At 42.4% G+C, this 22,125-nt stretch carries 20 protein-coding genes; 11 read left to right on the top strand and 9 right to left on the bottom strand.

The window, feature by feature from the left end; all coding sequences use genetic code 11:
* Nucleotides 1-42: 42 nt before the first annotated feature.
* Both QZT69_RS08030 and QZT69_RS08025 read right to left on the bottom strand, forming a co-directional pair.
* A complete protein-coding gene (locus QZT69_RS08030) occupies nt 43-4,245 on the bottom strand; it encodes a PAS domain S-box protein (protein WP_294672776.1) in 4,203 nt (1,400 codons plus the stop codon).
* A gap of 92 nt (nt 4,246-4,337) precedes the next feature.
* Nucleotides 4,338-5,483 (bottom strand): 5-(carboxyamino)imidazole ribonucleotide synthase, encoded by a 1,146-nt coding sequence (locus QZT69_RS08025; RefSeq protein WP_294672774.1) that lies wholly within the window; start codon nt 5,481-5,483, stop codon nt 4,338-4,340.
* Nucleotides 5,484-5,638: 155 nt separating this feature from the next.
* Here QZT69_RS08025 and hpt point away from each other — a divergent pair, with 155 nt between their 5' ends.
* From hpt to crcB, 5 genes are all read left to right on the top strand, one after another.
* Nucleotides 5,639-6,205: a hypoxanthine phosphoribosyltransferase gene (gene hpt / locus QZT69_RS19165; RefSeq protein WP_367242060.1), complete on the top strand. Its 567-nt coding sequence runs from the start codon at nt 5,639-5,641 to the stop codon at nt 6,203-6,205.
* A 10-nt stretch (nt 6,206-6,215) separates the two neighbouring features.
* Nucleotides 6,216-6,788 (top strand): adenylate kinase, encoded by a 573-nt coding sequence (locus tag QZT69_RS19160; RefSeq protein WP_367242058.1) that lies wholly within the window; start codon nt 6,216-6,218, stop codon nt 6,786-6,788.
* 164 nt (nt 6,789-6,952) lie between these two features.
* A complete protein-coding gene (gene obgE / locus QZT69_RS08015; protein WP_294672772.1) occupies nt 6,953-7,945 on the top strand; it encodes a GTPase ObgE in 993 nt (330 codons plus the stop codon).
* Complete coding sequence (locus QZT69_RS08010; RefSeq protein ID WP_294672771.1) at nt 7,938-8,528, top strand: phosphatase PAP2 family protein; 591 nt, start codon at nt 7,938-7,940, stop codon at nt 8,526-8,528. Before obgE ends, QZT69_RS08010 begins: the two co-directional genes overlap by 8 nt.
* On the top strand, nt 8,525-8,890 hold the full coding sequence (gene crcB / locus QZT69_RS08005; RefSeq protein ID WP_294672767.1) for a fluoride efflux transporter CrcB: 366 nt from the start codon (nt 8,525-8,527) through the stop codon (nt 8,888-8,890). The genes QZT69_RS08010 and crcB overlap by 4 nt, the downstream gene beginning before the upstream one ends.
* 182 nt (nt 8,891-9,072) lie before the next feature.
* Here the strand turns inward: crcB and QZT69_RS08000 are convergent, their stop codons facing one another.
* From QZT69_RS08000 to QZT69_RS07990, 3 genes are read right to left on the bottom strand one after another with little or no spacing between them, the layout of a single operon-like run.
* Nucleotides 9,073-10,395, bottom strand: coding sequence for a 1-acyl-sn-glycerol-3-phosphate acyltransferase (locus tag QZT69_RS08000; protein WP_294672765.1), 1,323 nt, complete (start codon nt 10,393-10,395; stop codon nt 9,073-9,075).
* A 46-nt stretch (nt 10,396-10,441) separates the two neighbouring features.
* Nucleotides 10,442-11,491 (bottom strand): type IX secretion system membrane protein PorP/SprF, encoded by a 1,050-nt coding sequence (locus QZT69_RS07995; protein WP_294672762.1) that lies wholly within the window; start codon nt 11,489-11,491, stop codon nt 10,442-10,444.
* 11 nt (nt 11,492-11,502) lie between these two features.
* Nucleotides 11,503-14,841: an HYR domain-containing protein gene (locus QZT69_RS07990; protein ID WP_294672760.1), complete on the bottom strand. Its 3,339-nt coding sequence runs from the start codon at nt 14,839-14,841 to the stop codon at nt 11,503-11,505.
* A 130-nt stretch (nt 14,842-14,971) separates the two neighbouring features.
* On the opposite strand from QZT69_RS07990, the gene purE reads away from it, so the two are divergent.
* Nucleotides 14,972-15,460 carry a 5-(carboxyamino)imidazole ribonucleotide mutase gene (gene purE / locus QZT69_RS07985; RefSeq protein WP_294672757.1) on the top strand — a complete coding sequence of 163 codons (489 nt, stop codon included), beginning with the start codon at nt 14,972-14,974 and terminating at the stop codon, nt 15,458-15,460.
* Nucleotides 15,461-15,845: 385 nt separating this feature from the next.
* Here the strand turns inward: purE and QZT69_RS07980 are convergent, their stop codons facing one another.
* The 4 genes from QZT69_RS07980 to QZT69_RS07965 all read right to left on the bottom strand — a co-directional run bounded on the left by QZT69_RS07980 (nt 15,846) and on the right by QZT69_RS07965 (nt 18,341).
* Nucleotides 15,846-16,451, bottom strand: a complete 606-nt coding sequence (locus QZT69_RS07980) for an alpha-ketoglutarate-dependent dioxygenase AlkB (RefSeq protein WP_294672755.1) — start codon at nt 16,449-16,451, stop codon at nt 15,846-15,848.
* Entirely contained in the window at nt 16,438-16,683 is a 246-nt protein-coding gene (locus QZT69_RS07975; protein WP_294673234.1) for an Ada metal-binding domain-containing protein, read from the bottom strand. Before QZT69_RS07975 ends, QZT69_RS07980 begins: the two co-directional genes overlap by 14 nt.
* Nucleotides 16,684-16,769: 86 nt before the next feature.
* A complete protein-coding gene (locus tag QZT69_RS07970; protein WP_294672752.1) occupies nt 16,770-17,483 on the bottom strand; it encodes a 2OG-Fe(II) oxygenase in 714 nt (237 codons plus the stop codon).
* Nucleotides 17,484-17,498: 15 nt separating this feature from the next.
* The gene (locus tag QZT69_RS07965; protein ID WP_294672751.1) at nt 17,499-18,341 is read right to left on the bottom strand and encodes a methylated-DNA--[protein]-cysteine S-methyltransferase; all 843 of its coding nucleotides are present in this window, start codon (nt 18,339-18,341) and stop codon (nt 17,499-17,501) included.
* Between the two features lie 111 nt (nt 18,342-18,452).
* On the opposite strand from QZT69_RS07965, the gene QZT69_RS07960 reads away from it, so the two are divergent.
* From QZT69_RS07960 to QZT69_RS07940, 5 genes are all read left to right on the top strand, one after another.
* A complete protein-coding gene (locus tag QZT69_RS07960; protein ID WP_294672749.1) occupies nt 18,453-19,076 on the top strand; it encodes a Crp/Fnr family transcriptional regulator in 624 nt (207 codons plus the stop codon).
* Nucleotides 19,077-19,136: 60 nt separating this feature from the next.
* On the top strand, nt 19,137-19,925 hold the full coding sequence (locus QZT69_RS07955; protein WP_294673232.1) for a sulfite exporter TauE/SafE family protein: 789 nt from the start codon (nt 19,137-19,139) through the stop codon (nt 19,923-19,925).
* A 99-nt stretch (nt 19,926-20,024) separates the two neighbouring features.
* Complete coding sequence (locus QZT69_RS07950) at nt 20,025-21,431, top strand: rhodanese-like domain-containing protein (RefSeq protein ID WP_294672748.1); 1,407 nt, start codon at nt 20,025-20,027, stop codon at nt 21,429-21,431.
* Nucleotides 21,432-21,507: 76 nt separating this feature from the next.
* Complete coding sequence (locus tag QZT69_RS07945; protein ID WP_294672746.1) at nt 21,508-21,927, top strand: DUF983 domain-containing protein; 420 nt, start codon at nt 21,508-21,510, stop codon at nt 21,925-21,927.
* Nucleotides 21,924-22,118 (top strand): hypothetical protein, encoded by a 195-nt coding sequence (locus tag QZT69_RS07940; RefSeq protein WP_294672743.1) that lies wholly within the window; start codon nt 21,924-21,926, stop codon nt 22,116-22,118. The genes QZT69_RS07945 and QZT69_RS07940 overlap by 4 nt, the downstream gene beginning before the upstream one ends.
* The last annotated feature ends 7 nt before the right edge of the window (nt 22,119-22,125 follow it).

The raw sequence follows: 22,125 nt of genomic DNA, 5'->3' as shown, positions 1-22,125 counted from the left end.
CAGCGGGAAATAAAACCTCGTGTAACTAGTGCCTGCCTCAGGCTATTCCTTCCCCTGGTACTTCTTCAAACCGATAATCGTTATATCATCCGTTTGTTCATGTCCTTCCGACCAATTCGACCAGGCATTTTCAAAATACTTCTTCTGTAAAGGCATCGATTCGACCTTGATTTTCTCAAGCAGCTCCCGAATGCGTTTGAAAGAGAACTTTTTATTGCGGATAGATCCGAACTGCTTCTGGAATCCGTCTGTAATCAGGTAAAGCTGATCGTCTTCTTCCAGGGTAAGGGTCTTGTTTTCATAGATCTGCAGCTCCGTATCTTTTTCGATTTTCGTATACCTGTAAAGGTTGAATTCCTCCTGATGAATGTGGATCAGGGCAACACCACTTGTTGCGAATTGGATGTCGCTGCCTTCAAAAACTACAACCAATGCATCCATTCCTTCCGTTGTTAAGGTATTATTCCCGTGATGCAGTAATTTGTGCAATTCGTTGTTAAGGCCATTCAATATTTGTGCCGGGTCATCAATTTTTCGTTCAATTACCAGTTGGTTCAGCAGGTTAATTCCAAGAATGGTCATGAAAGCTCCCGGAACCCCATGCCCGGTGCAGTCGGCCAGCACCAGGATCAGTTTATTACCGATTTTGTGTGTCCAGTAGAAATCCCCGCTAACGATATCCTTTGGTTTGAATATCACGAAATAATCCTCAAAATGACTTCCTATCTCGGATGCTTTCGGCAACAAACTGTATTGAATGCGTTTGGCAGAATTGATACTGGATGTAATGTCTTTGTTCTGCTGTTCGATTAACAGTTCATTAGCCCTTTTTTCTGTGATGTCACGTGCAAGAGCTGTAAACCCGATGATGCGTTTTCGTGAACCCGGTTCGAACACGATAGAGGCGTTTTGCCCGAGCCAGATGATACGGCCTTCTTTTGTGCGAATGGGAAATTCCAGGTAGGTATTCTGGATTCGGTTAATGATCTGATTGCGGAAGAAATCCTTCACGATCTCACGGTATTCGGGATGAACGATGGTTACGGAATCTTTTCCAACCAGGTTTTCGTGTTTGTAACCGAATGTACGGCTGCTCATCTCATTCAGATAAGTGAAGTTTCCGTCAATATCCGTATTGAAGATCATATCGTGTGCATTCTCAACCAATGATTGGTAATTGGTAGTCAAAGTCAGTTTTTCTGTTACATCCTGTCCCATAATAACTCGCACAGAGTCAGAGAAATACTTGCAGGACCATTCAATCCAGATGACTTCTCCTTTTTTATTGTACATCGGTACCAGGAATATTTTTCCGTCGGAGAATTCATCTCCCAGGGAGAATTCGCGCATTTCAGCGGAAACTACAATGGGGTTCAGGGTGGAAAGGGATTTCCCGACAATCATGTTGGAATCGATATGCAGCAAGTTGGAAAGGTTCTTACTGCAATAAGTAATGATTCCCTTTTGGTCAAAAGAAATCGCCATCATGTTTCCTTTGTTCAGGATGTTGCTGACAAAGAACAGTTTTTCCAGGGAATCGTTTCGCAGGTAGGTCACCATTACAACCAATGCCGAAGAAATACCGATCGTTAAAACAAAAAGTACCCCGTTATATATCGGGTTTTCGATCCAGATCAGCATCATTACAGATACAAGGATTTCCAGCAAGCAAATAATGATGATCGAGCGGATGTTGTTTAACAGGTAAGGTAAAGCGCTGGAAACAAGCACAATCGCCGTGATCGGATAAGGATGAATGTTGGAGATAAAGAGAATGTAGAAGAATTGGATAAAAAGCACTACCAGGGATAGATACAAACTCAGGTTGTTGATGTAATCCAGTCTGTTCCTGCGGGAAGAAATGCGGTGAACAAAATAGGCCAGTATAAGTACTGAACTCGCAATGATGTTTACCATGACATAAGCCAGCTTTTCATCTACAAAATAGTAAATGATAAGTCCGGTCAGTACATTGGTAAGCGCCCCGAACAAAAGCAGTTTCGGAACGAAGCGCGGATCCAGGGAATTGTAGCTGATTTCATAAAGATTGATGCGCATTCCGGTTCTGGTCCATTCCAGGTAGCCAATGTTCAACAATCCCAGGAACAGAATAATGATGACAATGAACCATTTGGATTGCCAGATAGGGTTGTGCACCAGAATCGGGTAATGAGCTGTTTCCGAAAAATTAATTCCGTCGAAAGTGGATCGAACTTCCAATTTGTAAGAACCATTTTCCAGTTCGGGCATTTTCATTTCACCGGAACTATTGAGCTTTACCCAAAATTTATGATACCCGTTAATCCGGTAATAGTATTCAAGTCCGCTGTTTTTGGAAAGAATAGTTTTGAAAGTCAGGTATTTCCCCTGGTCTACATCGCGTATTACCCCGTTTTGGAATAAGCGTCCTTTAATAATAATGGGCTTCGGTGGGACAGGATAGTTTTTGAGAGTTTCGGTGTTAATTAAAAACAAGCCCTCTGAAGTTCCTACGAATGCTCTGTTTTCATCCTGGAAAACAGCACGCATATTGGTTTCATATCCTTTGAAACCGTTTTTTTCGTTGTAATTTTTGTGATAAACGACTTTACCTTTCAGGTCCATTTTTAGAATATGGATGCCCAGGTTTGTTCCAATGATCAGATTTCCCAGTTTATCCGCAGTAAGTGTATAGAACAAATAGGAAGGAAGGATTTTCTGATCTTCGATAATAATCAGTCGGTGGTTCCGGTCAATGCCAGCAATTCCACGGTCAAATGAAAACCACAGGTTACCATAACGATCTGTAGTTGCGTTTCCTGCATATGCTCCAATCTTATTGAAATGAGTAAGGTGTTTGATTTCCCGGGTTGCAAGGGTTAGTTTTTTGATACCTTCATTTGTTCCGAAGTATAAGAACTTCCCATCTGCAGATTGTTGTCCGCAGTAAAAATAATCCGGAGTACCGGTCATCTTTAATTTCGTACTGGTCTTTGTTTTCGGATTGTAGGAGTAAAGGCCTTTCTGGGCAGGTGCAAACCAGAGTTTTTCACCATCCCAAATAGCAAACTTAATACGTTCACCCTTTTGGTCCGGAATAGTGGTTTCCCGGATTTCTCCGTTTTTAAATTCATAAATTCCTGTCTCGGAACAAATTAGTGTTCCCAACGGGCATTCCAATATATGATTGGCCCGCAGGTTCTTTTTCACCTGAAATTTTGGAGAATACAGAGGACCGTAATAGAGTTCGTTCTTTCCATTTCCCAGTAAGAAATTATTGTTCTTCGTTCGGAAAATCTGAAGGATCAAATTGTCTTCGAAGATGGGGCTTAATTTGACTTTTGTAAATGGTTCGATACTGATTTTAGTGATTCCCTGCGAAGTATTCATCCAATAATCACCCGAATTGTCAATGAACAAATGGTAAATTACTCCAAGTTCTTTATTGTAATTGGGAGCAATCCGTTTCAGGTTATCTCCTTCAATGGAAAAAAGCAGCTTGTCCGAATGGCTGAAAAAAATACGATTGTTCCTGGAGGCAACATTATCAATCGGAGCCTTGGAAAATTCAAAACCAGTTGCTTCAACGGTTTGCCTGAAAATGCTTCCGTTATTCGAAAAGTAATAAGTGTATTTGTTTTTCCCGCTTTCATCGTAAAGTATCAATTTCTTTTGGTGATAGCAAGCTATTCGAAAGTTCACACCAGGTGAATTGACCCATTTGTTCAAAGGAATTATTTCACTGGCACTGATGAAATAAGAATCTTTATCTGTAACCAGGATGTTTCCATAAGGAGTTTCCAATAACTGGACACATTTAGTAATGTATCTCGACAGATAAGGTTTTTTCAGGATTAGTTTTCCGTTGAGATCGGTTACGAGGATATAATTGTTGGTAATAATGGACAACCTGTTCTGGCATTTCGAGATGTTTAAAGCTGATCCTTCTGCAACCGGGTTTATTTTATAGAACGAATGGATTCCGTTATTATAATAATTCAGTATTCCTGCATAAAGGGTGGAAAAGTAGATCTCCCCGTTGACAAGTGAAATTCCCGTTACATGATATGGACGGTCAAGGCCTCTGGCGGTATGCATGGATTCAAAGGTGGTCCCGTTAAATCGGACTATCCCGTTTCCATCTGTTCCTATCAGTAAATGTCCTAGTTCATCCTGTGTGGCTGTAAGGGTAGTGGTTATTTTTAGTCCGTCCTGGTGGTTAAACTCCTGAAATGTATACAACTGGGCATTAAGTTGCTGACTCAATACAAATAGTGAGATTACAAAAATAAGTGTGCGCAGTTTCAATTGTTCTTAAATGGGGGTTAAAGGTAGTAATTAAAGCGAAATAATTTTATTTAAGCTTTGATTTTTAATTCTTTAGCAACCATTCTCCCGGTTGTTTTTAATTCGTCCAGGGTAGGTCCGTAAATCGTTACATGCCCCATTTTTCGGAAAGGTTTGGTGGTCTGTTTTCCGTAAAGATGCACACTCACGCCTTCCAGTGCGATTACTTTTTCCAGGTTTTCGTATTTAGCAATCCCTTCATATTCGGGTTCTCCAAGCAAATTGATCATTACTCCCGGAGTAATCAGTTTGGTGGATCCCAAAGGAGCATTAACGATACTTCTCAAATGTTGTTCGAACTGGGAAGTATAACAGCATTCTATGGTGTGATGTCCGCTGTTGTGCGGGCGCGGAGCAATTTCATTGATCAGGATCTCATTGTCGGCAGTCAGGAAAAGCTCTACAGCCAAAATCCCTACCATCTGGAGTGAATCGATTACTTTCAATGCGATCTCACGCGCTTTATTCTCCACTTCTTCCGAAATTTCTGCCGGAGAGAACAGGAACTCGACCAGGTTTGCAACCGGACTGAACTCGCATTCTACTGTAGGATAAACGACGCTTTCACCAGCTTCATTCCTGGAAACTATCACAGAGAGTTCTTTGGTAAAAGGAACTAATTGCTCGATTACATAGGGAGTATCTTTCAACTGCTCGAAATCAGCAGCAGATTTCATGATTTGGACACCTTTTCCATCATATCCCCCCTTACGCCATTTAAGTACATAAGGGAACGGAATATTCTTTGACAGCAATTCTTCTTTTCCGTCTACCAGTGTAAATTCCGCTGTTGGCAGGTCGTGCTGCAGGTAAAACTGCTTTTGGAGGCCTTTATCCTGAACAATTGCCAGTACATTGGGCTGAGGAAATACTTTAACCCCCCTGTTTTCAAGCTCGCGTAATGCTTCCACATTGACATGCTCTATCTCAACGGTAATTACATCCTTGTCATTCCCGAAATTCACGACAGTCTCGAAATCCAGCAAAGAACCATGTTGAAAAGAGGTGGCCAGGTGTCTGCAGGGTGCATCTGCATCCGGGTCCAAACAATGTACATGGACATCATAATTTAAAGCTTCTTGTATAAACATGCGTCCCAATTGACCGCCGCCGAGCATTCCGACCTTATATGAATTTCCGTTCCATTGTTTTTTCATACTGCAAAGATAGTTCGTTTAGAGATATCTGATTTCACCGGCGGTGTGATTTAACGGGATCTATGGTGGATCATTTGTGTAAGATTCAACGAAATAATCCAAATAGCAGGATTTCTTTACCTTCAAAACCAATAATTGGCGTAAAAATCTTACTTTTGCACATAAAATTAGACGACAAAGTGCTTCAACTCAACGATAAAACATTTGAGATTTTTATCCGAAATGAAAAAATCCAGTCAGAGATTTCGGCTTTAGCTGCACGGTTGGAGCGAGATTATGCAGGAAAGGACCTGGTTTTTATTGCGGTGCTGAACGGCGCGTTTATGTTTGCCGCTGATTTGATGAAACAATTCCGTTCCCCTTGCGAAATTACCTTTGTAAAAATGAGCAGCTATCAGGGAATGCATTCTTCCGGAAGAGTGGATGAGGTAATCGGGTTGACAACATCTGTCAAAGGTAAACACGTGGTTATTTTGGAAGATATTGTAGATACCGGGATTACGATGGAGAAGTTATTTACCTTGTTATCGGTTGAGAAACCGGCAAGTTTGGAGATAGCGACTTTATTATTCAAGCCGGAAGCATTTAAAGGAACACATACCCCAACATATATTGGTTTTTCGATACCGAATAAATTTGTAGTAGGTTACGGCCTTGATTACAATGAACTGGGAAGAAATACCGAACACATTTATCAACTAAAGGGAGAAGAATCCCATTAAAAGAAAACGTATGTTGAACATCGTACTATTTGGCCCTCCCGGAGCAGGGAAAGGAACGCAGTCGGAAAGATTGATCGGCAGATATAACCTGGTGCACCTATCAACAGGTGATATTTTCCGCGCAAATATTAAAGGTGAAACCGAATTGGGTCTATTGGCAAAAAGTTACATGGATCGGGGAAACCTGGTTCCGGATGAGGTGACAATCAATATGTTGAAAAGCGAAGTGTTAAAGCATAAAGATGCAAAAGGCTTCATTTTTGACGGATTTCCAAGAACCAACGCACAAGCACAGGCTTTGGACTCATTCCTGAGCACGATCAATACAGAGATCACGATGATGGTTGGATTGGAAGTAGCTGAAGACGAATTGCGCGAACGTTTGAAAAAACGCGCTGAAGTAAGCGGAAGACCGGACGACGCAAACCCGGAAGTAATCCAGAACCGTATCAATGTTTACAAGAATGAAACAGCGCCGGTAAAAGATTATTACGAAAAACAAGGAAAATACATTGCAGTAGATGGAATCGGAAGTATCGATGATATTTCACAAAGATTGTATACTGCAATAGACAATAATTAATAGAAGAACCAATTGGAACGTTAACCGCATTCGAACAGAGTGCGGTTTTCAAGTCTTAGGGAGGATCGAAAAGTTCAAAAAGTTCAAAAGTTCAAAAACGGTTTTAGTATTAAACTCTATTGAACCTTTTTAACCCTTTGAACCTTTTTAACTAAAGGAAAATTATGGCATCAGATAATTTCGTTGATTATGTAAAAATTCACTGTACTTCCGGAAATGGAGGCGGCGGCTCTGCGCATTTTCGACGTGAAAAGTATATTCCGCAGGGTGGACCTGACGGTGGTGACGGAGGACGTGGCGGCCATATTATCCTTCGCGGAAACAAACAATTGTGGACACTGCTTCATTTGAAGTACCAAAAACATTCGAAAGCAGGCCATGGAGAACATGGTTCCGGCCAATTGCAGAAAGGAGCGCAGGGAGAAGATAAGTACATCGAAGTTCCGCTTGGAACACTTGCTAAAGATGCTGAGACCGGAGAAACCCTTTTTGAAATCACAGAAGACGGGGAGGAAAAGATCCTGGTTCCGGGAGGTCGTGGTGGTTTGGGAAATGATCATTTTAAATCATCAACTTACCAGACACCGCGTTTTGCTCAACCCGGTGAACCGGGGCAGGAACGCTGGATGATCCTTGAAATGAAGATCCTGGCAGATGTCGGCCTTGTAGGAAAACCAAATGCAGGAAAAAGTACTTTGCTTTCCGTGCTTTCCTCGGCTAAACCGGAAATTGCAGACTATCCGTTTACAACGCTCAGGCCAAACCTTGGAATCGTTAAATACCGCGATTACCGCTCGTTCGTAATGGCAGATATTCCCGGAATTATCGAAGGCGCTCACGAGGGAAAAGGATTGGGACTTCGCTTCTTGCGTCATATTGAACGCAATGCCTGCTTGCTTTTCATGGTTCCGGCTGATGCAGATGACATTCATGAGGAATACAAATTGCTTTTGAACGAATTGAAGCAGTACAATCCGGAATTACTGCACAAAGAACGCTTGCTGGCGATCACAAAATCAGATATGCTGGATGATGAGCTGAAGGAAGCTATTAGCAAGGATTTGCCTAAAATCCCATATGTATTCATTTCTTCTGTTGCCCAGCAAGGCCTTGTGGAATTGAAAGATTTGATCTGGAAGCATTTGAACCATGTTTGAGTACCTGGAATCCATTGACAGAAGTATTGTTCTGACAATTAACGGTTGGAATACGCCGTTTTTGGATCAGTTTTTTTGGTATGTTACCAAAACTGCAACCTGGATTCCTTTTTATCTGCTCCTTATTTTCTTTATTTGGAAAAAATACGGGATAAAAACAGCGGGAATTTTCCTGGTTATGGCCATGGTGATGGTTGCAATCGTAGACAGTTCAACGACTTTCCTTTTCAAGGATACGATTATGCGTTACCGTCCTTCACACAATTTGATACTGGAAAAACACCTGCATTACTTTATGGAAGATGGGCATACATACCTGGGAGGAAAGTATGGGTTCTTTTCCTCTCATGCTTCTAACAATGCTGCAGTAGCATTGCTGGGCTGGTTCTTTTTGCGCAAGTTTTATCCGAACTTAAAATGGGTGCTGATTTTCTGTGTTGCATTGATAGGACTAAGCAGGATTTACCTGACGATGCACTATTTATCCGATGTGATTTGCGGAGTTATTTGGGGAATCTTGTGGGCTTTTGTATTTTGGAAGCTGTATCAGCGATTTTTCGCCGCTAAAACAGTGTCTGAATGAATGTGTTTTATGTCTTTCTGGGAGGAGGTATAGGCTCCTTGGTGCGTTTTGGGATAAGTCAGTTAATTCTCAAATTCCCAAAATCTGTTTTCCCGGTTGCAACATTGGTATCTAATCTGCTGGCTTCTTTGTTGCTTGGTATTTTGCTTGTATGGATGATGCGGATGAAACCGACAAGTGCAGAAGCTTTCCAGGCATTTTGGATTATTGGAATTTGTGGTGGATTCAGTACCTTTTCAACTTTTGCAAAAGAAAACCTGGAATTGATGGAAAAAGGACAGTGGATCATTGCCATTTTGAATGTCCTGGTATCGATTGGTTTCTGTATCGGAATGGTGTATTTGGGCAGAAAGCTAGCTTAAAGCATTACTTGAAGTTAAGTATTAGCTATAAATGTTAACTGCATATAATTCAGAATCTTAACATCAAATCTGTTCACAAATTTATGAAGAAATAAATTCATGAATTCTCAAATTTAAATCTCTAAAATCTAGTTTAAAAAATGCAGGTATGCGAGTAGTCAAATAACTGCATTTTTTAATTGTTAAGCAACCGGAATCAGTTTTTTGATGCGTTCTTCCAATTCTGCGCGCTTCTCAACAAATTTGGAAAGATCCACAGATTTCATTTTTCGTTTGATCTGTATCTCTTTGAATTGCTGTGCATATTCATAACTCAAACGCCACAATACCGGGATCATGAAATAATACAAAATACCCAAAGACCAATGAGGAAGATACCACCTGGTAACCAAAATAATAATCGGAATGTTGTAGATAGAACCGGTGATTTTAGCTATCATCATTTTTACGGAACCCCAGAAAACTTTACGTCGCATGATCTTTTCCGTTAGTTTTTTGGAAATAATATACGGGATAAAACCATGGATTGCCCCTGCAATAGCAAAAGGCCACATCAGGATTAAATAGAGCCAGTTATTCAGCGTATTCACTAATTCCGGGCGTTGTTTGGCAACCACAAAACGATCCTGCACCTTCATGCGTTTTTCCAGGTTGAAATACCCGTCCAAATCCTTTTGAAGTGCCAGTATCTCTTCACTTTCATCGGTCACATTTTCGTTGATCCACTTTGCCAGGTTTTTAGAATATTCCCAGCGTTTAACCAATGGAATACGGTCATCGTGATTGGCGTGATTATATCCTTTGCGGGTAATTTGCATAATCCCTTCCAACAGGGAATAACGAGCAGGTTTCGCGATATAAATAATACAATCCTGCATGTCTTTTTCAACGCGTTTGGTCACTTCGTTGATGACTTTATTGGGATTTTCCGCATAAGCTTCTTTATAATCGTTCAGACAGATCTTCGGGCCATTGTCCAATACGAACTCCGATCCGATCGTATTTCTATCTGTATAGCTTATGCCAATTCCGGCAATGTAGATCTTTTTACTCCAGTTAATGGCTTCCAGGGCACCGAATGCCATACGAGCCGGACCTTTCTTTACCGGTTTTAAACCTCTTATCGGTGTGTCGTCTGTAAATCCTTCTCCAAAAATGAGAATGTTACGCCCCATTTTCAGGGATTGGTTGACTTTTTTGAAAACATCCGTGTTTTTCCCTTTCATATCTCCGCCGTCGTGCTGGCGGTAGATCGGAGTCATGTGTGCCGACCACAAAATGGGTTTCAGCCACCAAACGAATACATCTGATCGCGTCATAAAGTGCACAATGGGATGATTTAGGGCTCCGATCATTATCGGGTCCATGAATGAGTTCGGGTGATTACTGACATAGACTGTACTGCCGAATAGCTTTTTGTGTTTACGCAGTACAATGAAACGTTTGTAGAAGAGTCTGAATGAAATATTTAATGAGACCTTTAATAAGAAATAAAACGGACGCATAGTATGTAAATTTTGTACAAAATTAGCAATACTTGAAAATTAACATTTATTCTTCCGGCTTAACTTCTGCCGGAGGAGCCGGATTTACCTTTTCGTCCTGTTTAAACTCTTTTTCCAGATTCCTTTTGTGCCCGAAAATGAAGCCCAAACGGATTTCGTGCGAAGTATTCCCGAATTTTTCAGTTACCCCGTTCCCGAATTCAAAAGAATAAGAAACATTGAAGCGTGCCAGTAAATTAATCCCGAAACCAACCCCGATAGCAGATTGTCTTCTGTAAGAAAGGCTGACCCATCCCATACGCATGTAATGAAGACGCATGGCAACATCATAACTGATTGGAGCGTTTTTCACAGATTTGAACTGAACGATCGGTTCCAATCCGTAGTTTTTCCCCAAATCGAACCGGTAACTTCCCAAAACGAATAAATGAGGCTGGAAGTTACTTGCTGTGTTCACATCGCTCAAACGTGTTTTGTTATTAAAGATCTGGCTTCCGCTGATACTTACTAATAACCGGTCATTATAGACAATCAGTCCGGCCTGGGCATCCAGGTAATTTTGTGAGGCAGAAATACCGATATAATTGGTGTATGCTTTATCGTTTGCAGTTCCGAGAGTCACTTTGGAATTATCTATTCCGAAATTAGACCAGCCAACTCCCAATCCGATACCTGCATTCAATTTTTGGGACAATGGAATATGCACTCCGAAGTTTGCCTTTACATTGGTGCGGGTAAAAGGTCCGATAACGTCGTTAATGAAAGTCAATCCCGCGATTTGTTTGTACGAAACTGTCCGCTGTGGAGTGCTGTAAAATGTTTGACCGATGGAAGAAAGTTCACTCAATAAAGCTTTTGACTTACGTTTTTTGAAACGAACCATGCTTTGGATTCCTGCAAAAGTGGTCATTGGTCTTCCTTCAATTCCCGCATATTGCAGGCGGTTTCCAACTACAACTTCGGCAACATTCATTAATCCGCCCGCTGCAGGATTGATCAAAAATGGAGAAGAAGCTGTTTGGGTAAATTGAATGTCCTGTTGTCCGAATGCTAATCCTGCAACTGAAACAAATGCTGTAAATACGAATTTTTTCATGACTAATGGGATTAACGGATAATACTGATTGAACCTTTGATTGCTTTAAAATCATTGTTCGGTGAAACGACTTCATAGAAATAAGTCCCGAACGGAAGATCATCTCCTTTAAAAGTTCCGTCCCACGGCTCATCATATCCCGTTGATTCAAAAACTTTAGATCCCCAGCGGTTGATAATGGTGACTTTACAGTCAGGATATGTCTCATGCAGGTTCGGAATGAGGAACAAATCGTTGTCCCCGTCATGGTTCGGTGTAAACACCGTTGGAACATTAAATTCAACTTCCCCGCAAATCGTCAATTGAATTCGCAGCGTATCCTGGGTTGCCCCGCAAAAATCATGTACGTGCCGGTAAAGAAGAATCAATTCTCCGGGAGCACCGCCCGTCAATTGCGTATTCGGATTGTATTTATTGGTTATAGTACCTGTCCCGCCCAATTCAATCCAATAAGTAGCCTGATCGCTGCCCGGTTGGTTTCCGTAGATATTAAACGGTAACTGGTTCAGGCAGATAGATGTGTCCGGAGTAAGGACCTGTGCTGCAATCGGAGCATAAATGATACTGCTGTCAACCGTACTCGGACATCCGTTTGTAGAAATTGTCCAATAGATGGTGTGGTATCCATCCGGAATAGACAGGACAGTTGCTACGGGTGCATGAATATTATTGAAAGTAATGCCTGAATTACTGGACCATGTTCCCTGCGCACCGGTTCCCGGGTTATTTCCCTGGATGATAAAGTTGGTTGTAGCACAAGCATACATTGAATCCTGGAGAACCGCCTGCGGAGGAGGCATATTTACCACAATTCTTACCGTATCTCTCCTGGAACCACAAGTCGGTGAAGTTACCACCCATTCAAACGTATTTGATCCCAAAGAAAGGTTCTGTACAGTCGTCTGCAATGCATTCGGGTTACTAATCGTTCCACCTCCCGTCAGCATGTTCCAGGAGCCTGTTCCTGATTGGATTGCCTGTGCCTCAATGTTTGTAGTATAAGTATCGCATAAATAGATCAGGCTGTTCGGAATGAATGCTGTATCCGGGTATTGCAGTACCTGAACGGTAAAAGAGCAGCTATTGGTATTTCCGGAAGAATCTTCGATCTGGTAAGTTTGTGTCGTGGTTCCAATCGGGAAAATATCACCGGAAGAAAATCCGGAAACGTCCGTTTGGGAAATCGTGAAATAACAATTATCCGTTCCAACAGGCATTCCGTAATTCACCAACGGGTTACAGGTCGAAATATTTCCCGGACAAGTAATCGAAGGAGCCTGAGTTTCGATGATCGTGAAAGTGGTGTTGCAGGAAGAGCTGTTACCTGCAAGGTCTGTTACTGTAATTGTTACTACATGTGTTCCGGAGATCAGGTTTGTTCCCGGAGCCGGCTGTTGGGTTAAGGAATACCCGGTACAGTTATCGGTCACTGTAGCAAGCGAAGTAAGGTTCGGAATCAATGCATAGCAAGTTACACCATTGTTTACAGATTGCCCGGAAGGACAGGTAATTGTCGGGTTAACCGATTCGATTGGAATGGGTTGCGTGATACAAGTACCGATATTTCCGGAAGTGTCGGTGTACGAAATGACAATCGCTACCGGGCTTGTAACAACCGTTCCTGCAGGCGGATTTTGCGAGAAAGTAAGCAAGTTGGAAGGTGAACAATTATCCACGGCGCTGTGTGTACCGGCAAGGTTTGGAATAGTCATGGAACAGGTTCCGGAAGTTGAAAGGCTGGTGTCGCTCAGACAAGTTACAATTGGGTCTAATGTGTCAACAGCAGTAACGAAAATAGAACAGCTTCCGATATTGCCGCTTAAGTCGACAGCTGTCATCAAAACAGTAATAGAATCTGAAAACAACAAGGTCTCCGGCTTGTCCTGGGCAAATACCAATTGGCTGCTTGCAGTGCAGTTGTCGGTTGCAGAAACCAATGGAACCAGGTTTCCAACCAATGCCAGGCACTGATTGTTTACCGGAACAGAAACGGTAGCCGGACAATTGATAACAGGCAGCGTACCGTCCTGGACTGTTAAGTTGAATTGGCAGACCTCTGCATTTCCTTCCTGGTCAATAGCCTGGATCGTAATACTTGTTATACCGGTTGGCAGGGAATTTCCAACTGCCGGACTTTGATTTAATAAGAAAACGGTTGAACAGTTGTCCGTAACGGTAGCTTGAGAAGTGAAACTTGCCACATCGTAAGTACATCCGTTGTTGGTGGAAACAGTTTGGTTGGCCGGACAGGTTATCTGGGGTGAAATGGTATCAAAAAGAATAACATGCGTGAAACAAGTGCCTGAATTTCCTGCCAGATCGGTCACGGTCACAAATACGTTTTGAGTAGCTGTGATGGTTGTTCCGGCTGCCGGATTTTGACTGAAGACCAATGAAGGTGCAGGTGTGCATGCTTCGTTTACAGTAACTGCAGGAACAAGGTTCGGCACAATCGCATTACAGGATGCTGTTGCATAAACGCTGTCTAAGGCCGGACACGTTGGTTTTGGGATAACGGTATCCAATACCGTTAGTAAAAAGTTACAGCTTGCAGTGTTTCCGGAAGGATCCACCGCCTGGATGGTGATGGTCGTATTGGCGCTGACTGGTGTTCCCGGCGCAGGACTTTGAATAGTTGAGACCATTCCGCAGTTGTCATTGACAGTTGCAAGAGCCCCGAAATTTGCCAAAGTCAGCTGGCATAAAAATTCATCGGTGTAATCGGTAGAAGGTGAAGGGCAGGTAATTGTTGGAGGTGTTACATCGTTTGAAGTTCCCTGGATACGGAAGTTGTCGACAGCCGGAGCTTTGTTCCCGATATTTGAGTTGTTGTAGGTAAAACGAAAGCCAAGCCAGAAAGTCGTATTATCATAAGCTCCCGGAAGTAATTGGCTAAACCCGGAATAGGAAGCATTTGCAACGAACTGTGTAGAAACAGGGATCCATGTTGCACCAAAATCCGAACTATGAACCAATTCCAGGTAATCCAGTCCGCTTTCCCCTTCAATCTGAATATCTGCAAGTACAGTCATCGCGCTGTAGCAGGATGCGTCGATTTCCCTGTAAACAATAGCTGTTTCCGTTCCGGTACCTGCATTCGCATAGCCGTAATGGGTAATTCCTGTCGGAGTACAATCATTGGTCGTACCGCCTGAAGTGATATATAAAGCTGAATTTCCACCATTATTGGTGCAGGAACCTTGAATCCACTGGTTTGGACCGGAGGTACTTACCGTATTCCAGGAAAAAGGTCCTTCAAAATTATCAGTTATAAAAGTGGTTTGAGCCAGTAGCAGCGAACTCCATTGAACAAGAATGGCGCACACAAAAATGGGTATTAGTTTATTCATAGATGTATGTTGGACGAGGCCCGAAATTAAGAGAAAATTCAATAAAAACAGGTGAAAGTACTTCACATTAGACGAATAGTTTTCAACGATTGTCGAATATTCGTTAGATTTGCAGACAAAATTGAAAGAAATGGTTGGGATTATCATGGGCAGCACTTCAGACCTGCCGATTATGCAAGATGCGGCGGATATTTTAAAGGAATTTGGAGTACCTTATGAACTGACCATTGTTTCGGCTCACCGAACTCCGGAACGCATGTTCGAATATGCCAAAACAGCTTCCGAAAGAGGAATCCAGGTGATCATTGCCGGTGCAGGAGGAGCGGCTCATTTACCTGGAATGACTGCAAGTCTGACACCGCTTCCGGTTGTAGGAGTTCCCATCAAATCCAGCAATTCCATCGACGGATGGGATAGTTTGTTGTCCATCGTTCAAATGCCCAATGGTATTCCGGTTGCAACGGTAGCTATCAATGCTGCAAAAAATGCCGGAATCTTAGCTGCAAAAATTCTTGGGGCAACCAATCCGGAGCTTCAGAAAAAACTGAGTGCCTACATGGAATCGATGAAAGAGACCGTATTGGAAGGTGCTAAGAAGGTGGAGCAGAGCAGCAAATAATTGTTCTCCCCCTTGCGTCCCCCTCCAAAGAGCGATTTCCTATTATAAGGCACACTTGTTTTCACAATTGAAAGAGGATCAGAATAAAGGGCCCTTACGCGAAGAATCGTAGCAAACAAGGGAATGGAGCGAAAAAAGCATTCTTTGTTTGAAGTCCGAACCGTCTTAGCGGTCGGACAAGTTTCGAATGCTTTCGTGTAAAGACCCGTAGTTTGCAGATTCTTTAGTACTACTTGTCCCGATATTTCGGGAGGCCTAGACCTTTTTGTTACTTTTTGGGGCGATGCCAAAAAGTAAGATTGATCAAGTAAATGAGCTTTGTGCTGTTTACTAGTCAATGGCCCTCCGAAGGGGGAATTGACTCGAATCCTCCCCTAAGCAGAGTTTATCGAACAATAGTTCTAAAAGTTAGGTTAACCCTTGGTTTATGAGTTGTTTTGGTTGGTGGAAGCCGGTGCAGCCAATGCGTCTGGGTTTCATCTTTCATAACCAGTAAACTTCCGTGTTCCAGAATCAGCGAAACAGTTTCTTTGGTTTCTTTGTGTTTGAAGGCGAATTTGCGTTCGGCACCGAAACTCAGGGATCCGATGGCGCCATTCTTTTTCAAATCCTTTTCCGCATCACTGTGCCAGGCCATTCCCTCATTGCCGGAATGGTACAGGTTTAGCAGGCAGGAATTGAATGTTTCACCCGTTTTTTCTTCGATGATTTGCTTCAAATCCAACAATTCTTTGGTCCAGGGAAGCGCCTTTTTGGTCCTGTTTGAGTAAGTGTACTCGAATTCCCGGTCGCCATACCAGGCCACTTTTCGTTTGGTTAAAATCAATTTTCCGAATATAACCGCTTCGTCGTTTTTCCATTCGATGGTATTTAACAGAACATCCCGGTAAAAATCGGCTTCTTTCCTTGAAAAAATTGCTCCATAGTAGTTAACCGTCCCGTCTTTGGGGAGCAGGTTTGTCGATTCGTTTGTTTTGTTAAATAAATCCATTTTTCCAATTGAGGTATTGGGTTTTCATACAGTGTCCGCAAGGCCGGAAACCGTTTTGTAAAGCTTCATCTTCTGAAAAAAAGAAGACCCGGTTTTCTCGTTTCATGCTCTTTCCGGATGAGCAGTTTAACGTTCCGTAGATCTTTAGTTTTCGATTACCGCCCAAACAAATTTCGCCGTTTTTTAGTTTGGTTCGCAGTTCAGTGTCCGATATTTTTTGATGCTGGATCATAGTTGCTTTTAAATTTAGATTCATCTGCGGGCAATAAAAACAGAATGGGCTTCACGCACCATCTGCTCAGATCAATCCATAAAGCACTAACTCAAAGCGTCATGAAAAATGATTCCCAGTGTATACCTTTCACCGGAGAGCACTTCACTGACACCGTGTTTCATGTTGACCCGGTAATATCCTTTCGAGCCTTTTACAGGTCGGAAGTTCGTTGTAAAAATCAGAGCATCGCCTTTCCTTGGTTTCAACACAATTGCTTTCGATTGGGCACGCGGGGTTTGCTGAGTCAAAACAAATTCACCTCCCGTAAAATCTTCGTCCGGCTCGTTTAGGAAAAGTACCAGTTGAATGGGGAAATATATGTCTCCGTACAAATCCTGGTGCAGGGTGTTGAATCCGCCCTCTCCATATTTTAAAATCAAAACGGTTGCTTTGAGCTGATTATTGTTACTGCATTTTTCCAATAATTCTGCGTGAGTTTCCGGAAAAACCAAAGGAATATGGAGTGCTTTCATCCAGGTATTGGCAATCGGTGCCAGTTTCGGATAAATCGCTGTTCGAATGTCCTGAATGAGATCCGGAAGCGGATATCGGAAGTATTTATATTCACCCAGTCCAAAACGATGACGTTCCATAACAACGGTTTTGCGGTACAAACTTTCAGTAGGATATTCAGACTTTAATTGTTCGCATTGTGCGTCGGTTAAAAGGTTTGAAATGACCGAGAATCCGTTTTCGTGCATAGACTCGGTAATGCTTTCCCAATTTTGAGAAGCAATTTTAGATTGGATATTTTGCATGAATGTGTGTTTGTATCAGTGATTTGTCTGCGCACCTTCCCAACCGATAATAGCGGTTTTACGGGTATTTCCCCACATATAACCTCCCGGCATTCCGGAAGACCGGATTACGCGGTGGCATGGAATCAGGAAGGCAACAGGATTGCTTCCGATTGCAGTTCCAACAGCACGTGATGCATTGGGTTTTGCAATTTGATGTGCGATAGAACCGTAAGTGGAAAGCTGTCCCATCGGAATTTTCAATAGTGCTTCCCAAACTTTCAGTTGAAAATCAGTTCCTTTTAAATGGAGTTTTATTTCGGATAATTTATTCCAGTCGTTCTGAAAAATAAATAAGGCATTTTGCTGCAGCAAATCCAGTTTTCTTGAAAAACGGGCATTTGGAAATTTCTCGTGCAGTGCCCGAAAACCGGCTTCGTCATCCTCTGCGAAAGCCATAAAACAAACTCCTTTTTGGGTAGATGCTACAATCATATTCCCAAACGGACTTTCGGCAAAGCTATAATTGACCGCAAGGTTCTTTCCTCCGTTTTTGTATTCGGCAGGCGTCATCCCTTCAATAGTTACAAACAGATCATGCAAACGGCTGGTTCCCGAAAGTCCTGTTTCAAAGGCCGTTTCTGAAATAGTTGCCTGATTTTCTTTGAGTAATTTTTTAGCGTGTTCCAAACTGATATATTGCAGAAATTTCTTCGGGCTTGTGCCGGCCCATTCACTGAAAAGCCGCTGAAAATGAAACGGGCTCAAATGCACTTTTTCAGCAACTTCATCCAGGTTGGGCTGGTCTTTAAAATGATCCCTGATATATTCAATAGCCTCAGCGATACGGTTGTAATTGATGGTTTCCTGTGTGTTCATCGTCCTTCCATTTTATACTGCAAATATCAATCGGTTCTTAAAGGTATAAAATCCGAAACTTGCTGAATTGGTTTAGTAGTATCTGACTTCCGGAAATTGTAACTTTGTACTATGGAAAACCTGCAGCAAATCTCTGAATTTCATTCTTCGCCTGAATTGGTGAAGAAACTGAACGAACATGGTATCACCAAAAGCTACAAAGCCGGGGAGATCATCCTGAATGAAAACTCCTATATCCGTTCCATACCAATCGTCATGAAAGGAATGATCAAGGTCATCCGGACGGAAGAAGACGGAAGGGAAATCCTGCTGTATTATATCAAAGCGGGCGAAAGCTGTATCATGTCTTTCCTGGGAGGAATGCACCGGGAAACCAGTAAAGTGAAAGCTGAAGTGGAAGAAGATGCCGAGATCCTGTTTCTGCCTGTCGACAAAGTTTCCCTGTTTATCAAAGAATACCCGGAATGGCTTGATTACATTTTTCGCTTGTACCACAAACGATTCGAAGAGCTGTTGGAGATCATTAATGCAATTGCTTTTAAAAAGGTAGATGAACGCCTGATGACCTTGTTGCGTAAAAAGGCAGAACTGACCGATAATCCGGTGATTTCCATTACACATGAACAGTTGGCAAATGAATTGGGAACCGCACGTGTGGTAGTCTCAAGGCTGCTGAAGCAGTTGGAAGAAAACGGAGCTGTTCACCTGGGGAGACACAAAATCACACTTGTGTAACCAAAGTAACTGTATCCTGAATTGATTAAGTGCATTTTTGCAGAATCAATAGCAGCATCAATGGACATCGCAGGATATTTGGCATCCGTATTTATCGGGATATTTTTAGGGTTAATCGGAGGCGGAGGAAGCATTCTTACAGTTCCTGTACTCGTTTACCTCTTTCAGATAGATACGATTCTATCAACCACTTACTCGCTTTTCGTGGTTGGAATTACCAGCCTCATCGGTGCTTTTTTTTATTTCAAACGCGGACAGGTCAACCTTAATACTGTTGCTGCATTTGGTCTTCCCTCCATAGCAGCCGTTTTTTTAACAAGGATTTTCCTCATACCGGTAATCCCCGAAACACTCTTTCAGATCGGTTCATTTGTGCTCACTAAAAATGTTTTTTTCATGATATTGTTCGGAGCTTTGATGATAGCTGCGGCATATAGCATGATACGCAAAGGAGCTGCTGAAGGATCGGAAGAAAAAACAGGGAAGCCTAAAAACATACTTCTGGTTCTGCAGGGAATGTTTGTTGGATTAGTTACCGGATTAGTTGGGGCCGGAGGTGGCTTTTTAATCATACCTGCACTGGTAAATTTCCTGAAACTTCCCATGAAAACGGCCATCGGAACGTCCCTGGCAATTATCAGCATCAATTCGCTGACGGGTTTTTTGTTTTCACTGAAAGCTTCCGATATTCATTGGAATTTCCTGTTGTCAATAACTGGTTTGTCTGTTGCGGGATTGTTCATAGGAATGGTACTCTCCAGGCGAATCAACGGCTCAAAGCTTAAACCGGTTTTCGGATGGTTTGTATTGATAATGGGCGTTTACATCCTCTTTCGGGAAATTAGTTAAGACCAAGCTAAAACCAGTTCCTTGTGTAACCAAAGTAGCTGTAGGAACGAAAAGAGTGATGCAATTTTGTATCATCAGACACAGTAAAAAAACAGACACATGAAAGTAGAACAAATTTATACCGGATGCCTGGCTCAGGGAGCTTATTATATCACATCAAACGGAGAGGCGGCAATCATTGATCCGCTCCGTGAAACTCAACCCTACATAGACCGGATGGAACAAGACGGGGTGAAGTTGAAATATATTTTTGAAACACATTTCCATGCGGATTTTGTAAGCGGGCATCTCGATCTGAGCCAAAAGACGCAGGCACCGATTGTATACGGACCTACGGCACAACCGGCTTTCGAAGCAATCGTTGCGGAAGACAACCAGGTCTTTTCATTGGGGAACGTATCGATCAAAGTACTGCACACGCCGGGACATACGCTGGAAAGCTCTTGTTTTCTATTGATAGATGAAAATGGAAAGGAAACAGCACTTTTTAGCGGAGATACCCTGTTTTTGGGGGATGTAGGAAGACCTGACCTGGCACAAAAAGCGGCTCATATGACACAGGATGAATTAGCCGGCTTGCTTTATGAAAGCCTGTATACTAAAATTCTTCCGCTTGCAGATGACATTACCGTTTATCCGGCTCATGGTGCAGGCTCAGCTTGCGGAAAGCATATGATGGAAGAAACGGTAGACAGCCTTGGAAACCAGAAGAAAATAAATTATGCGCTGAATCAGCCGAATAAAGAGTCTTTCGTGAAAGCGGTTACAGATGGTCTGCTTCCGCCTCCGGCTTATTTCGGGATGAATGTTGCCATGAATAAACAAGGATACGAGCGGTTTGAAGAAGTGCTTACTCATGGAATGCGGGCATTGTCACCGGAAGCATTTGAAGCACTGGCGGAAAGTGCTCACGCCCTGATATTAGATACCAGAAGTAATACCGATTTTGCCCTGGAATTTATCCCGCAATCCATTAACATCGGTTTGGATGGGGATTTTGCGCCATGGGTCGGAGCATTGGTTGTAGATGTTAAGCAGCCTATTTTGTTGGTAACTGAACCCGGAAGGGAAGAAGAAGCTGTTACGCGTTTGAGCCGCGTGGGATTTGATCAGGTTCTGGGGCATTTGGAAGGTGGATTTGATGCCTGGAAAAAGTCCGGTAAAGAGACCGACCATGTAAATCGTATCTCAGCCGAACAATTTGCTGTCGAAGTAAAAATGGGTACAGATAAAGTCATCGATATCCGCAAAGAAGGTGAATACGCAAGCGAACATATAGAAGATGCGTATAGCCGTCCGTTGGCTTATATCAACAATTGGATGAAAGACATTAACCCGCAGGAACATTTTTACCTGCATTGTGCCGGAGGTTACAGAAGCATGATCGCAGCCAGTATTCTGCAGGCAAGAGGTTATCGCAATTTTACCGAAATCGAAGGTGGATTCAATGCGATTGCTAAAACCGGAATTCCTAAAACGGATTTTGTTTGTCAGAGTAAATTATAAAATGGATTGACCGCTTTGGACACCTGAGGAAAAGGTAGCGGCAGCAATTGCAATAAACAATTAAAGACAATAGGTCATGGTCATTATAGAAGCTCTTTATTCGATGTTCACAAATAAATGTACACGATGCCACAAAGGAGATATCTTTGAAGAAAAGAACCCGTATAAGCTGGGAAAAATGTTTAAAATGCATGAAACCTGCAATCATTGTCATTTGAAGTACGATAGAGAACCCGGATTTTTCTACGGGGCGATGTATGTTTCCTATGCATTGACAGTGGGATGGTTCATCATTTGGTTTGCCTTACAGAGTTACGTTTTTCAATGGAGTACAACGGTCTTTTTGACTGCATTTATAAGCTTTTTGGTTTTGAGTTCTCCTCTAACACTGCGTTGGTCGCGAATCATTTGGCTGAATATATTTTTTCGGTATCACAAAGAGTATGACCGGAAGGATGCTGCTTATTCCGATGATTTAAAGGAGACTTGTAAATGAAATTTTTTGCAAAAAACTGGCTATGGCTGGCAGGAGGAATAGCAGGTGCTTTCGCCGGATTTCTTTACTGGAAATATGTTGGATGTAGTTCGGGAAGTTGCCCGATTACATCCAAGCCTCTAAACAGTAGTATTTACGGCTCTCTGTTAGGAGCACTTTTCTTTTCCCTTTTTAAAACAGGTAAACGTTAACAGGTAA

Source organism: uncultured Fluviicola sp., from assembly GCF_902168135.1.
Lineage (GTDB): Bacteria > Bacteroidota > Bacteroidia > Flavobacteriales_D > Crocinitomicaceae > Fluviicola.
This window is presented reverse-complemented; position numbering and strand designations above follow the sequence as displayed.